This is a genomic window from Enterobacter sp. 04-C-12-SI-ECC, from assembly GCF_047530715.1.
Classification (GTDB): domain Bacteria; phylum Pseudomonadota; class Gammaproteobacteria; order Enterobacterales; family Enterobacteriaceae; genus Enterobacter; species Enterobacter bugandensis.
This window is the reverse complement of record NZ_JBLKDI010000007.1, coordinates 31,574-45,265: the sequence shown is the minus strand read 5'-3', so window position 1 is coordinate 45,265 and position 13,692 is coordinate 31,574. Positions and strand designations below refer to the sequence as shown.

The following is a 13,692-nucleotide window of genomic DNA, read 5'->3' as shown; positions in this document are numbered from 1 at the left end:
TTGATACGTACCTATATGTGCATTTTATAGTCTCCAACCCTATAACCACACATTCAGTAAGTATACAACATTAGCGTCGTTTTTTGAGAATGGTTACAACTTTAGTGCTTTGTGTACAACTTTATTGTCCTCGGACATTTGCAGCGCCTGCGCGCACGCCCAGGCGCTCGACCACGCCCACTGGAAATTATATCCGCCGAGCCAGCCGGTTACGTCCATTACTTCGCCAATAAAGTAGAGCCCCGGCACGTTGCGCGCTTCCATCGTGCGTGAAGAAAGCTCATTCGTGTCGACACCGCCCAGCGTCACTTCCGCCGTGCGATACCCCTCGGTGCCGTTTGGCTGAACGCGCCAGTTCGTTAGCGTCTCTACCAACGCTTCCTGCTCGCGGCTGTTAAGCTGCTTGAGCGACACGTCGGGGATCTGCCCCAGCCCCTGCAAACACTCCACCAGACGCTTCGGCAGCTGCATCGCCAGGGTATTTTTCAGGCTCTGATTCGGGTGCGCGGCGCGCTGTTCGTTGAGGAACGCGTCCAGATCGCAGTCCGGCAGCAGATTCACCGAGACAAATTCCCCCGGCTGCCAGTAGCTGGAGATTTGCAGGACCGCCGGGCCGGAGAGACCGCGGTGGGTAAAGAGCAGGTTTTCGCGGAATATCGTCCCGTCTTCGGCGGTAATGACGGAGGGAACAGAGACGCCGGACAGCGTCTGAAGCTGCTCCAGCAGCGGCTTATGCAGCGTGAACGGCACCAGCCCAGCGCGGGTTGGCAGCACCTTCAGGCCAAACTGCTCGGCAATCTTGTAGCCGAACGGTGACGCGCCCAGCCCGGGCATCGAGAGGCCGCCGCTGGCGATCACCAGGTTATCGGCGCTGACGGTGTCACCGTTCAGCTGCAGCGTGTACCCCTGCTCGTCGCGGGCCACCTCCAACACCTCGGTGCGCAGGCGCGTGACCACGCCGCCCTTCTCGCACTCGGCCACCAGCATATCGACAATCTGCTGCGCGGAGTCGTCGCAGAACAGTTGCCCGAGCGTCTTTTCATGCCACGCGATGCCATGCTTACCCACCAGGTCGATAAAGTCCCACTGGGTGTAACGCGCCAGCGCAGATTTGCAAAAATGGCGGTTCTGGCTCAAATAGGCCGCGGGTTCGACATAAAGATTGGTGAAGTTGCAACGCCCGCCGCCTGACATCAGGATCTTGCGGCCTGGCTTTTTTCCGTTGTCCAGCAACAGCACGCGACGACCCGCCTGTCCGGCCATCGCCGCACAAAACATACCCGCCGCACCGGCGCCAATAACCACGGCATCAAACCTTTCCACGTCAAAACCCTCTTCGTTAACTGCCGCGGATTGTAAAGTTTCCTCTGTGGTCACACCAGCGTAAAAAGATATTACAAAGCCATTCCATTGAAATTTAACGATTATCCTTTCAGGCACTTTTCCCAAATCAGGTGGTATGTCAAAAAAAGTCTATATTTCACTTTGCCCGTTGCGCATTTGTCCTGGATAATGCGCCGCGTTCATGTCCTCAAAATGGCGTAACGTCCTATGCTACATTTGTTTGCCGGCCTGGATTTACATACCGGGCTTTTACTATTGCTTGCTCTGGTTTTTGTACTGTTTTACGAAGCGATCAACGGCTTCCACGACACTGCAAACGCAGTAGCAACGGTTATCTACACTCGCGCAATGCGATCGCAGCTTGCGGTTGTTATGGCGGCGGTATTTAACTTTTTTGGTGTCCTCCTGGGCGGACTGAGCGTTGCGTATGCGATCGTGCATATGCTGCCAACGGATCTGCTGCTTAACGTGAGTTCCGGTCATGGCCTCGCCATGGTGTTCTCAATGCTGCTTGCTGCCATTATCTGGAACCTCGGTACCTGGTATTTTGGCCTGCCTGCATCCAGCTCTCACACCCTCATCGGCGCGATTATCGGTATCGGGTTAACCAACGCCCTGATGACCGGGACATCGGTTGTTGATGCGCTGAATCTGCCTAAAGTACTGGGCATTTTCGCTTCTCTCATCGTCTCCCCTATCGTGGGTCTGGTGGTTGCGGGTGGATTGATTTTCATCCTGCGTCGCTACTGGAGCAACACGAAGAAACGTGCGCGTATACACCTGACGCCAGCAGAGCGTGAGAAGAAAGACGGCAAGAAAAAGCCGCCATTCTGGACGCGTATCGCCCTGATCATTTCCGCTATCGGCGTGGCCTTCTCTCATGGCGCGAACGACGGGCAGAAAGGCATTGGTCTGGTGATGCTGGTTCTGATCGGTGTCGCACCGGCGGGCTTCGTGGTGAATATGAACGCCTCGGGTTACGAAATCACCCGTACCCGTGATGCGGTCAACAACGTTGAAACCTATTTCCAGCAGCACCCTGAGCTGCTGAAAAAAGCGACCGGCGTTGACCAACTGATCCCTTCTCCGGAAGCCGGTGCCACCACCGCGCCTGGCGAATTCCACTGCCATCCGGCTAACGCGATTAACGCGCTGGAACGTGCCAAAGGTATGCTGGGCAACATCGAAAGCTACGATAAACTGGCCGTTGAACAGCGTGGTCAGCTGCGTCGTATCATGCTCTGTATCTCCGACGTGACCGATAAAGTCGCGAAGCTGCCAGAGGTGAATGGTGACGACAAGCGTCTGCTGAAGAAACTGAAAAGCGATATGCTCAATACCATTGAGTACGCGCCAATCTGGATCATCATGGCCGTCGCGCTGGCGCTGGGTATCGGTACGATGATTGGCTGGCGTCGTGTGGCGACCACCATCGGCGAGAAGATCGGTAAGAAAGGCATGACCTATGCGCAGGGTATGTCCGCGCAGATGACGGCGGCAGTGTCTATCGGTCTGGCGAGCTACACCGGTATGCCGGTATCCACCACCCACGTACTCTCCTCGTCCGTGGCAGGTACCATGATTGTTGACGGCGGCGGTCTGCAGCGCAAAACCGTGACCAACATTCTGATGGCCTGGGTGTTTACCCTTCCGGCTTCTATCCTGCTGTCAGGCGGGTTGTACTGGATTTCGCTGAAGCTGATTTAATTGGCTGAAGGCGACAAAAAGCGGGTCAGGAAACTGACCCGCTTTTTTTATGCTCAGTGCCAAATCATCAACGCAATCATACTGACCACGACCAGCCCACACAGGGCGCTGGTTAAAATGAACTGACGACGCAGACGCTCGCAGCGACGGATAAACTCTTCATCGTGATGATCGCGGTAGCGCTGGTAGTAGATATACCCCACCAGACGCATCTGCTTGCTGGGCTGTCCATGCGAGGTGAAGAACCCTCCACCGTCCACATACTGATACAGCAACGGATCGCAACCACGAAGTACCACTAACAGCGCACGTAACGATGAGAAGTAGCGCGCCATATTCACTATGCAAACTACGCATAACGCCCAAAACAATGCGACGGTGCTAATCATACATCCTCCCCGGCGTCCGCCCACGAAGCAAGGCTCCTGAGCTACCGCACCCCAATGCCCTGACAGACAGTTCAGTGAAAGAATGACTAAAAGTCGATCCGGTTCGCGTTTTAATATCCGAACGGCTCATTAAATAGTGTAGGAGATCCGTTAATTTTTTTGCCACAAGGTTAATCGTTATCAACACCAAAGCTTGAAAAATATGTTTAACTGGGCCGTAATGAAAGCATCAGACGACGGCTTTCCCATTTAGTCATCGATAACTTAAGGAAGGAGTAACACTATGGCTTACAAACACATTCTTATCGCGGTAGATCTCTCCCCGGAGAGCAAAGTGCTGGTTGATAAAGCGGTATCTATGGCACGTCCCTACAACGCGAAAGTCTCCCTGATTCACGTTGATGTGAATTACTCCGACCTCTACACCGGTCTGATCGACGTCAATCTGGGCGATATGCAGAAACGCATCTCTGAAGAAACGCATCACGCGCTGAGCGAGCTCTCCACCAACGCGGGCTATCCGATCACCGAAACCCTGAGCGGCAGCGGCGACCTGGGTCAGGTGCTGGTTGATGCGATTAAGAAATACGATATGGATCTGGTGGTATGCGGTCACCATCAGGACTTCTGGAGCAAGCTGATGTCTTCAGCACGCCAGCTGATTAACACCGTTCACGTGGACATGCTGATTGTTCCGCTGCGCGACGAAGAAGACGAGTAAGTGCAAAAAAAGCGGCACTGAAAGTAGGCCGGGTAAGGCGAAGCCGCCACCCGGCTTTTTTTATTCCGGCGTACCCGAATAAATATCAAACCGATGCCCTTTCGTGGTCACCGCGTTGGTCGTAGCAACGTCCGCCAGCGGCGGCGCGTAATCCGGACGCTTCACCACCACCCGCTTCGTCGCGAGCTGACGAGCCGGCTCCAGCAGGCCGTCTGCGTCTAAATCCGGCCCCACCAGCGACTGAAATACCCGCATCTCTTTCTTCACCAGCGCGCTTTTCTGCTTATGCGGGAACATCGGGTCGAGGTAGACAACCTGCGGACGCGGGGTGATGTCCGTCAGCGCCGTCAGGCTTGACGCGTGGATAAGCTGCAAACGCTCCTGCAGCCACGGGCCGATTTCCGGGTCCGCATAGCCTCGCGTCAGCCCGTCGTCGAGCAGCGCGGCGACAACCGGATTACGCTCCAGCATCCGCACATGACAGCCCACCGACGCCAGCACAAACGCATCGCGTCCCAGCCCCGCCGTGGCGTCCACCACGTCCGGGAGATAGCTCCCCTTAATGCCGACCGCTTTGGCCACCGCTTCGCCGCGACCGCCGCCGAACTTACGCCGGTGCGCCATCGCGCCGCCAACGAAGTCGACAAAAATCCCGCCGAGCTTCGGTTCATCGCGCTTGCGTAATTCGAGATGTGCTGACGTCATTACCAGCGCCATCAGGTTCTCTTCATCGTGCTCCAGCCCCCAGCGGGCCGCCAGAACAGATAAGGCGCCGTCTCCGGCGCCCGTTTCATCCACTAAGCAGATCTTCACGTAACAATCAGCCTTTGATCCCGTAATGCTCAAGCATCGCATCCAGCTGCGGCTCGCGGCCACGGAAGCGTTTGAACAGCACCATTGGCTCTTCAGAACCGCCGCGGGTCAGGATGTTGTCAAGGAACGACTGGCCGGTTTCGCGGTTGAAGATCCCCTCTTCCTCGAAGCGAGAGAAGGCATCCGCCGCCAGCACGTCGGCCCACAGGTAGCTGTAGTAGCCCGCCGCGTAGCCGCCCGCGAAGATGTGGCTGAACGCGTGCGGGAATCGGCCCCAGGTTGGCCCTGGAATAACGGCAACCTGCTTTTTAATCTCGGCCAGCGTTTCGAGGATTTTCGCCCCCTGCTCCGGGCTGAACTCGGCGTGCAGGCGGAAATCGAACAGGCCGAACTCCAGCTGACGCAGGATAAACATCGCCGCCTGGTAGTTTTTCGCCGCCAGCATTTTATCCAGCAACTCTTTAGGCAGCGGTTCGCCGGTCTCATAGTGGCCGGAGATAAACGCCAGCGCGTCCGGCTCCCAGCACCAGTTTTCCATAAACTGGCTTGGCAGCTCGACCGCATCCCATGGCACCCCGCTGATACCGGCGACGCCGGCGGTTTCGATGCGGGTCAGCATGTGGTGCAGGCCGTGACCGAACTCGTGGAACAGGGTGATCACTTCGTCGTGGGTGAACAGCGCAGGTTTGCCGCTTACCGGACGGTTGAAGTTACAGGTCAGATAGGCGACCGGTTTTTGCAGGGAACCGTCTGCTTTACGCATCTGGCCCACGCAGTCGTCCATCCACGCCCCGCCGCGCTTGTTCTCACGCGCGTAGAGATCGAGGTAGAAGCTGCCGCGCAGTTCGTTTTTCTCGTCATACAGCTCAAAGAAGCGCACGTCCGGATGCCAGACGTCAATATCAGTACGCTCTTTAGCGGTAATGCCATAAATGCGTTTAACCACTTCAAACAGGCCGTTGACGGCTTTGTTTTCCGGGAAGTACGGGCGCAGCTGCTCGTCGCTGATGCTGTAGAGGTGCTGCTTCTGTTTTTCGCTGTAGTAAGCAATATCCCACGGCTGCAGCTCGTCCACGCCAAACTCCGCTTTCGCGAAGGCGCGCAGCTGGGCCAGCTCTTTCTCACCCTGAGGACGAGCACGTTTGGCCAGATCGGTCAGGAAATCGAGCACCTGCTGCGGGTTCTCGGCCATTTTGGTGGCGAGGGATTTATCCGCGTAGCTGTCGAAGCCCAGCAACTGAGCCAGCTCGTGACGGAGTGCGAGGATTTCCGCCATGACCGGGCTGTTGTCCCACTTACCGGCATTCGGCCCCTGATCGGAGGCGCGGGTGCTGTAGGCGCGGTACATCTCTTCACGCAGGGCCTGGTTGTCGCAGTAGGTCATCACCGGCAGATAGCTCGGGATATCCAGCGTTAACAGGAAGCCTTCCTGCTCTTTCGCTTCGGCCTGGGCTTTCGCCGCCGCCAGGGCGCTTTCCGGCATTCCCGCCAGCTCTGCTTCGTCGGTAATCAGCTTCGTCCAGCCCATGGTGGCGTCAAGGACGTTATTGCTGTACTGGTTACCCAGTTCGGACAGGCGCGCAGCGATTTCACCGTAGCGAACCTGCTTCTCTTTTGGCAGACCGATACCGGACAGTTCGAAATCACGCAGGGCGTTATCAACCGATTTTTTCTGCGCCGTATTCAGTTCGGCATAATGGTCGCCGTCGCGCAGGTCGCGGTAGGCTTTGTAGAGCCCTTCGTGCTGGCCGACCCAGGTGCTGTACTCAGAGAGCAGCGGCAGGGTCTGTTCGTAGGCTTCGCGCAGTTCCGGGCTGTTTTTTACCGAGTTCAGGTGGCTTACCGGAGAGAAGATACGCCCCAGCACGTCGTCCACTTCGGCCAGCGGCTGACACAGATTTTCCCAGGTGTACGGCCCGCCCTGCGCGACCACGCTTTCTACCGCCGCGCGGCAGTTGTCCAGCGATTGCGTAACGGCTGGGACTACATGCTCGGGGAGGATTTTAGAAAACGGCGGCAACGAAAAAGGCGTCAGTAATGGATTGGTCATAAACGCTGTCCTGTTGAAATAGGTGAATGAAGCGCGCATCCGGCGCTGTGCATATTGTTTTCAGTAATGGGGTTAAGTGTAGAGGATTTCAATAGCTGCGCTTACCGGGCCTGCGGGTAATCTGTGCCGTTCTGCTGTAAACTGTGGCAAATCGTCAATTCAGCGGAATACCATTACCCATGCTCAGTTATCGCCACAGCTTCCACGCTGGCAACCATGCCGACGTCCTCAAACACACCGTTCAGAGCCTGATCATTGAATCGCTTAAAGAGAAAGAGAAGCCGTTTCTCTATCTGGACACCCATGCGGGCGCGGGCCGTTATCAGCTGAGCGGCGAGCATGCCGAGCGTACCGGCGAATACCTTGAGGGCATCGCCCGCATCTGGCAGCAGGACGACCTGCCCGCCGAGCTGGAGCCTTACATTGGCGTGGTGAATCACTTCAACCGCAACGGCCAGCTGCGCTACTACCCTGGCTCACCGCTGATTGCCCGCCAGCTGCTGCGCGAGCAGGACAGCCTCCAGCTGACCGAACTGCACCCGAGCGACTTCCCGCTGCTGCGTTCGGAATTTCAGAAAGACAGCCGCGCCCGCGTCGACAAAGCCGACGGCTACCAGCAACTGAAAGCCAAGCTGCCGCCGGTTTCCCGTCGCGGCCTGGTGCTGATCGACCCACCGTACGAAATCAAAACCGACTATCAGGCGGTGGTGACCGGTATCCACGAAGGCTACAAACGCTTCGCCACCGGGACATACGCCCTGTGGTATCCGGTGGTGCTGCGCGCGCAGATCAAGCGCATGATCAAAGACCTTGAGGCGACCGGCATCCGCAAAATTCTGCAGATCGAGCTGGCGGTACGCCCGGACAGCGACCAGCGCGGCATGACCGCTTCGGGCATGATCGTCATTAACCCGCCGTGGAAGCTCGAAGCGCAGATGAACAACGTGCTGCCGTGGCTGCACAAAACGCTGGTGCCAGCCGGAACGGGCCACGCCACCGTCAGCTGGATCGTGCCGGAGTAATTGCAGCCATCGGTGGAAACTATTGATTTCAGGTATACAATCGCGGCAATTCACGATTAAGGACAAAAGCTATGACTAAGCATTATGACTACATCGCAATCGGCGGCGGCAGCGGCGGCATCGCCTCCATCAACCGCGCGGCCATGTACGGCCAGAAATGTGCGCTGATTGAAGCCAAAGCGCTGGGCGGCACCTGCGTGAACGTGGGTTGTGTACCGAAAAAGGTGATGTGGCACGCGGCGCAAATTCGTGAAGCGATCTATATGTACGGTCCGGACTACGGCTTTGACACCACCATCAACAATTTCGACTGGGACAAGCTGATCGCCAGCCGTACCGCCTACATCGACCGCATTCACACCTCGTACGACAACGTGCTGGGCAAAAATAACGTCGACGTGATTCACGGCTTCGCCCGCTTTGTGGACGCGAAAACGATCGAAGTGAACGGCGAGACGATCACCGCCGATCATATCCTGATCGCCACCGGCGGCCGTCCGAGCCACCCGAATATTCCGGGCGCGGAATACGGTATCGACTCCGACGGCTTCTTCGAGCTGCCTGCCTTGCCTGAGCGCGTTGCCGTGGTGGGCGCGGGCTACATCGCGGTTGAGCTGGCTGGCGTGATTAACGGCCTGGGTGCAGAAGCGCACCTGTTCGTGCGTAAACACGCACCGCTGCGCAGCTTTGACCCGCTGATCGTCGATACGCTGGTTGAAGTGATGAACACCGAAGGCCCAACCCTGCACACCAACGCCGTGCCAAAAGCGGTCGTTAAAAACACGGACGGCAGCCTGACCCTTGAGCTGGAAGATGGCCGCAGCCAGACCGTTGATTGCCTGATCTGGGCGATTGGCCGTGAACCGGCGAACGACAGCTTTAACCTGGCGGTGACCGGCGTGAAAACCGACGAAAAAGGCTACATCGTCGTCGATAAGTTCCAGAATACCAGCGTACCGGGCATTTACGCCGTCGGTGATAACACCGGTGCGGTTGAGCTGACGCCGGTGGCCGTTGCGGCAGGCCGTCGTCTCTCCGAGCGTCTGTTCAACAACAAGCCGGACGAGCATCTGGACTACAGCAACATCCCGACCGTGGTCTTTAGTCACCCGCCAATCGGCACCGTCGGCTTAACCGAGCCGCAGGCCCGTGAGCAGTACGGCGACGACCAGGTGAAAGTGTATAAATCCGCATTCACCGCGATGTATACCGCCGTCACCTCTCACCGTCAGCCGTGCCGCATGAAGCTGGTCTGCGTGGGCCCGGAAGAGAAGATTGTCGGTATCCACGGCATCGGCTTCGGCATGGATGAGATCCTGCAGGGCTTTGCGGTGGCGCTGAAGATGGGTGCGACCAAGAAAGACTTCGACAACACCGTGGCGATCCACCCGACGGCGGCGGAAGAGTTTGTCACCATGCGATAATGCAGAAGCCCCTCTCCGGAGGGGCTTTTTTTATTCACATACATAAATCGTTGCAAAACGAATGCTCCGAAAAGAGTGATCTACCGCACATATCCCTCCACATCTACCGAAGCGAATGTCTACGCTTATAGGACGCCCGGAGAAACCTGTCTTCAGAACACACAACCGGAGGTCCCTATCACCATGTTCAACCAGAAACTACAGGCTACCGAGAACATCGAATTCGAGATTGCAGAAGAGCTGCGCTACGAGACCGATCCCTGCGAGTTAAAACTGGATGAGATGATTGAGGCGGAGCCGGAACCCGAAATGATCGAGGGGCTACCCGCCTCAGATGCCCTGACGCCCGCCGATCGCTACCTTGAACTGTTCGAACACGTCCAGTCGACGCGGCTGTTTGCGGACAGCAAAACCTTCCCCGACTGCGCGCCGAAGATGGATCCGCTGGATATTCTGATCCGCTACCGTAAGGTCAGACGGCACCGGGATTTCGACCTGCGCCAGTTCGTTGAGAACCACTTCTGGCTGCCTGAAACCTACAGCACGGAATATGTCTCCGACCCCGGACTGTCGCTGAAAGAGCACATTGATAGCCTGTGGCCCGTCCTGACGCGCGAACCGCAGGACCATATTCCCTGGTCGTCCCTGCTGGCGCTGCCGCAGGCCTATATCGTGCCCGGCGGGCGATTCAGCGAGACCTACTACTGGGATTCGTACTTCTCCATGCTGGGGCTGGCGGAAAGTGGCCGTAACGATCTGCTGAAGTGCATGGCGGATAACTTTGCGTGGCTGATCGAACGCTACGGCCATATCCCTAACGGCAACCGCACCTATTATCTCAGCCGCTCGCAGCCGCCGGTCTTTGCCCTGATGGTGGAGCTGTTTGAAGAGGACGGCGTGCGCGGCGCGAAGCGTTACCTCGACCATCTCAAAATGGAGCATGCCTTCTGGATGGACGGCGCGGAGTCGCTCCTGCTTAATCAGGCCTACCGCAGCGCGGTGCGCATGCCGGACGGTTCATTGCTGAACCGCTACTGGGACGACCGTGACACCCCGCGCGACGAATCGTGGATTGAGGACGTGGAAACCGCCCGCCACTCGGGCCGTCCGCCGAATGAGGTCTATCGCGATCTGCGTGCGGGAGCAGCGTCTGGCTGGGATTACTCCTCCCGCTGGCTGCGCGATCCGGCGCGGCTCGCCAGCATCCGCACGACGCAGTTTATCCCCATCGATTTGAACGCCTTCCTGTTTAAGCTGGAGAGCGCGATTGCCAATATCTCGGCGTCGAAAGGGGATAAAGAGACGGCCGAGCTGTTCCGCCAGAAGGCCACCGATCGCCGCGCGGCGGTGAACCGCTATCTGTGGGACGAGGAGAGTGGCTGTTACCGCGATTACGACTGGCGACGCGAGCAGATGGCGCTGTTTTCTGCCGCCAGCATTGTGCCGCTGTATGTTGGAATGGCGACGCACGAGCAGGCAGAACGTTTATCTGACGCGGTAAAAGCGCGTCTGCTGACGCCGGGTGGGATTCTGGCAACCGAGTACGAAACCGGCGAGCAGTGGGATAAACCCAACGGCTGGGCGCCGCTGCAGTGGATGGCGATCCAGGGGTTCAAGCAGTACGGCAACGACTCGCTGGGGGATGAAATCGCCTGGAGCTGGCTGCATACGGTGAACCACTTCTACAAGACGCACCACAAGCTGATTGAGAAGTACCACATCGCCAGCAGTACGCCGCGCGAAGGGGGCGGCGGGGAGTATCCGCTACAGGATGGCTTCGGCTGGACGAACGGCGTGGTGCGACGGTTGATTGGGTTGTATGGGGAGCCTTGAGAGGGGTGCGTTCTGGCCCCTCTCCCCTCTGGGGAAAGGGGGAAAACTTTAGCGAATCACCTCATAAATGGCGGTCTGAATAGACTGCCATTTTTTCGTGGTGGCATCCGGCTGTGACTGCGCACGTCGCGTTGCCATCTCAAGATCGTGCTTCTGGCGCTTCACCACGGCCGGCACGGTGCAGAACGCTTTCAGATACTCTTTACGTATTGACGTCAGGGACTCGCCGTTTGACATGGCGTGGCTGAGCGTATTGATGAAACGACGACACGGCTTCTCTTCTGCCATGTTCTGCCGATAGCGCAGCATAAGCTCCAGAACGTCGTCATAGCCTGCCGACATCGCCTCTTCGGTCCATGACAGCTTCCAGTCCATCCCCCCCTGCAAAAAGAGCAGCGCCACGCGAGTATCGTTGCGGTTAATCGCCGAACGGAAATTACTCTCGTCCCAGGTCACTCCCATGCGCGTCAGCGTCTCGCGCGAGGAAGGGGTTTCGCGCATCTCCTGCGGCGGAGCCGCCGCTTGCGCCGTATTTTCGGCCGCAGGCTGCGGTTTGCTGCTGGTCACCAGCCAGAAGCCGCCTACCACGATGGCAATCACCATCACGCCGACCGCTCCCCATAGCGCACCGGAGATAAGCTGCTCACGCTGTTCGGGCGTGCGCGGGGCGCGCTGGGTCGGCTTTTCAATCGTGTCGCGGACTTCAAACAGATCCCCACCGGTAACCCGATCCATTTTTTGCGCCCTTTCCCAGAACGCGTGCAGCTCGCTGGCATCCACCGCCATGAATCCGGCCGGGTTGACGCGCGTTCTCCCCTCCTCAAATGCGCGTTGAACCGGACGGGAGATCTGCATGTAGTAGTTATCCAGCAGCTGAATTTGCGCCGAACTTAACGTTTTCTGCACCGTAATGCTGTTGCGGATTTGCCGGATGTCGTCGAGGAAGGTTTGCAGCGTTTTGCGCGGCTCCACCAGGAGCGTCAGCATGGACGGGTCGTTAAACAGCGAGGCGTAATAGCGGCTGAACTCTTTTTTATCCACCAGCATTTGCGCCAGTTCACTGAACATCATGCCGCTCAGGACATCGTTGATTTCGCCATGCTTCAGCCAGCGCCGTACGCGGTCAGCGTTAAATAAGGTTTTAAGATGATTATTGAGCCGCACCTGATCGGGCCAGGCCTGCTGAATGAGGCCTTTAATCATTAACTCAATTGCGCGTACCTGCTTGTGCGCCTGCTGTTGCTGGAGTTCGCTTCCCGGGGCCAGTTCGGTGCTGTAGGTCAGAAGCGGCTGCTGCAGACGAAGATGTTCCAGCGTAGTCACAAACCGCATCGCCGCAATAAGCTGGTTTTCACTGACATCCTGCCCGCTTTCGTACTGCGGGACGCGCTGCTGCAGCAGGCGCAGCTGCAGCGTAAATTCCGACATCTCGGCATCATTCAGGTTAAGCTTCTTCGCAACCGTAGCCCATCCCCCGAGGCCTAAACGCGCGCTGTCCAGCTGTTCCAGAAACCAGCGTGGATCTTTTCCCTCAGAAACATGTACATTCAGAAGAAGCAAGATTTCCACCGACGCCTGGCGAATGACCGCCAGACAGTGTTCAAACTGTTCGCGGATATGATGTGATGTGCTGAGAGTCATTGTTTTCCTTAAGCGACAGCGAAGACATCCGGAATGGGCACTAATGGCCGTTTTTCTTTTTATTTATACGCGCTTAACCATACCTGACTTTCTGTTGAAATAAAGTGACAACCCTAAAATCATTTAAAATGCTTCAGGAGAATCTTAATGCCAGTTTTAATGACCTCACGCCTGAACTGCTCGCCCCTGCAGGAGCAAGACTGGCCCTTTTTTCTGGCGTTGCAGCAACACCCCGAAGTCATGCGCTTTGTAGCGGAGAACCGCCCCGTCGCAGCGATCCGGGAGGCGTTTGATTCGCGCCTGACGCCCTGGACGCCAGGCAGCGCGCACTGGCTGTGCCTCGTCGTACGTGATGCCCTCTCACAGGCCCCGCTGGGCGTTACCGGGTATATTCATCGGGAAGAAGATTGCGCCGAAGTGGGCTTTCTTTTTGCCCCCGAGGCGCAGGGCAAAGGTTACGGCTTCGAATCCCTGCAGGCGCTTTGCGATTACGCCTTTCATCAGGGCGGTATTCGTCGGCTCACCGCCACCGTCACCGCGGGAAACGTCGCCTCCAGGCGCCTGCTGGAAAAAGCTCGCTTCCAGCTGGAAGGCGAGCTACGTGAAAGCTATTACCTTTCCGGTCGCTGGCAAAATGACTGGTTATTTGGGTTATTACGGCAGGAATACCTGAACAATAATTCCTGAACAACAGCCATTTGGCGGATATTGCTCGTACCGCGATTCCTCTACAGTATCGCCATTAAGA

General features: G+C 57.3%; 11 protein-coding genes. 6 read left to right on the top strand and 5 right to left on the bottom strand.

The features are described from left to right. Positions 1-93: 93 nt before the first annotated feature. Positions 94-1,323 (bottom strand): NAD(P)/FAD-dependent oxidoreductase, encoded by a 1,230-nt coding sequence (locus ACMWL8_RS11870; protein WP_045259417.1) that lies wholly within the window; start codon positions 1,321-1,323, stop codon positions 94-96. A gap of 228 nt (positions 1,324-1,551) precedes the next feature. Here ACMWL8_RS11870 and pitA point away from each other — a divergent pair, with 228 nt between their 5' ends. After that, entirely contained in the window at positions 1,552-3,051 is a 1,500-nt protein-coding gene (gene pitA / locus ACMWL8_RS11865; RefSeq protein ID WP_028014734.1) for an inorganic phosphate transporter PitA, read from the top strand. A 53-nt stretch (positions 3,052-3,104) separates the two neighbouring features. Here pitA and uspB read toward each other — a convergent pair whose 3' ends face one another. Next, positions 3,105-3,440 carry a universal stress protein UspB gene (gene uspB / locus ACMWL8_RS11860; RefSeq protein ID WP_003861224.1) on the bottom strand — a complete coding sequence of 112 codons (336 nt, stop codon included), beginning with the start codon at positions 3,438-3,440 and terminating at the stop codon, positions 3,105-3,107. 283 nt (positions 3,441-3,723) lie between these two features. Between uspB and uspA the strand changes: the two genes are divergently transcribed. Then, positions 3,724-4,161: a universal stress protein UspA gene (gene uspA, locus ACMWL8_RS11855; RefSeq protein ID WP_003861223.1), complete on the top strand. Its 438-nt coding sequence runs from the start codon at positions 3,724-3,726 to the stop codon at positions 4,159-4,161. A gap of 60 nt (positions 4,162-4,221) precedes the next feature. On the opposite strand, the gene rsmJ is transcribed toward uspA, so the two are convergent. Next, entirely contained in the window at positions 4,222-4,974 is a 753-nt protein-coding gene (rsmJ, locus tag ACMWL8_RS11850; RefSeq protein WP_045259400.1) for a 16S rRNA (guanine(1516)-N(2))-methyltransferase RsmJ, read from the bottom strand. A gap of 7 nt (positions 4,975-4,981) precedes the next feature. Next, a complete protein-coding gene (gene prlC, locus ACMWL8_RS11845) occupies positions 4,982-7,024 on the bottom strand; it encodes an oligopeptidase A (protein WP_028014738.1) in 2,043 nt (680 codons plus the stop codon). Between the two features lie 179 nt (positions 7,025-7,203). On the opposite strand from prlC, the gene ACMWL8_RS11840 reads away from it, so the two are divergent. The 3 genes from ACMWL8_RS11840 (at position 7,204) to ACMWL8_RS11830 (ending at position 11,303) form a co-directional block, all read left to right on the top strand. After that, positions 7,204-8,046, top strand: coding sequence for a 23S rRNA (adenine(2030)-N(6))-methyltransferase RlmJ (locus tag ACMWL8_RS11840; RefSeq protein ID WP_028014739.1), 843 nt, complete (start codon positions 7,204-7,206; stop codon positions 8,044-8,046). Positions 8,047-8,117: 71 nt separating this feature from the next. Beyond that, complete coding sequence (gorA, locus tag ACMWL8_RS11835) at positions 8,118-9,470, top strand: glutathione-disulfide reductase (RefSeq protein WP_028014740.1); 1,353 nt, start codon at positions 8,118-8,120, stop codon at positions 9,468-9,470. A gap of 183 nt (positions 9,471-9,653) precedes the next feature. Next, entirely contained in the window at positions 9,654-11,303 is a 1,650-nt protein-coding gene (locus ACMWL8_RS11830) for an alpha,alpha-trehalase (RefSeq protein WP_028014741.1), read from the top strand. Between the two features lie 48 nt (positions 11,304-11,351). Here ACMWL8_RS11830 and ACMWL8_RS11825 read toward each other — a convergent pair whose 3' ends face one another. Next, on the bottom strand, positions 11,352-12,944 hold the full coding sequence (locus ACMWL8_RS11825; RefSeq protein ID WP_028014742.1) for an STY4199 family HEPN domain-containing protein: 1,593 nt from the start codon (positions 12,942-12,944) through the stop codon (positions 11,352-11,354). 147 nt (positions 12,945-13,091) lie between these two features. Here ACMWL8_RS11825 and ACMWL8_RS11820 point away from each other — a divergent pair, with 147 nt between their 5' ends. Continuing rightward, a complete protein-coding gene (locus ACMWL8_RS11820) occupies positions 13,092-13,631 on the top strand; it encodes a GNAT family N-acetyltransferase (RefSeq protein ID WP_028014743.1) in 540 nt (179 codons plus the stop codon). The last annotated feature ends 61 nt before the right edge of the window (positions 13,632-13,692 follow it).

Coding starts and splice junctions, on each gene's coding strand:
- pitA (WP_028014734.1), top strand. CDS start 1,552: ATGCTACATTTGTTTGCCGGCCTGGATTTACATACCGGGCTTTTACTA.
- uspB (WP_003861224.1), bottom strand. CDS start 3,440: ATGATTAGCACCGTCGCATTGTTTTGGGCGTTATGCGTAGTTTGCATA.
- uspA (WP_003861223.1), top strand. CDS start 3,724: ATGGCTTACAAACACATTCTTATCGCGGTAGATCTCTCCCCGGAGAGC.
- prlC (WP_028014738.1), bottom strand. CDS start 7,024: ATGACCAATCCATTACTGACGCCTTTTTCGTTGCCGCCGTTTTCTAAA.
- ACMWL8_RS11840 (WP_028014739.1), top strand. CDS start 7,204: ATGCTCAGTTATCGCCACAGCTTCCACGCTGGCAACCATGCCGACGTC.
- gorA (WP_028014740.1), top strand. CDS start 8,118: ATGACTAAGCATTATGACTACATCGCAATCGGCGGCGGCAGCGGCGGC.
- ACMWL8_RS11830 (WP_028014741.1), top strand. CDS start 9,654: ATGTTCAACCAGAAACTACAGGCTACCGAGAACATCGAATTCGAGATT.
- ACMWL8_RS11825 (WP_028014742.1), bottom strand. CDS start 12,944: ATGACTCTCAGCACATCACATCATATCCGCGAACAGTTTGAACACTGT.
- ACMWL8_RS11820 (WP_028014743.1), top strand. CDS start 13,092: ATGCCAGTTTTAATGACCTCACGCCTGAACTGCTCGCCCCTGCAGGAG.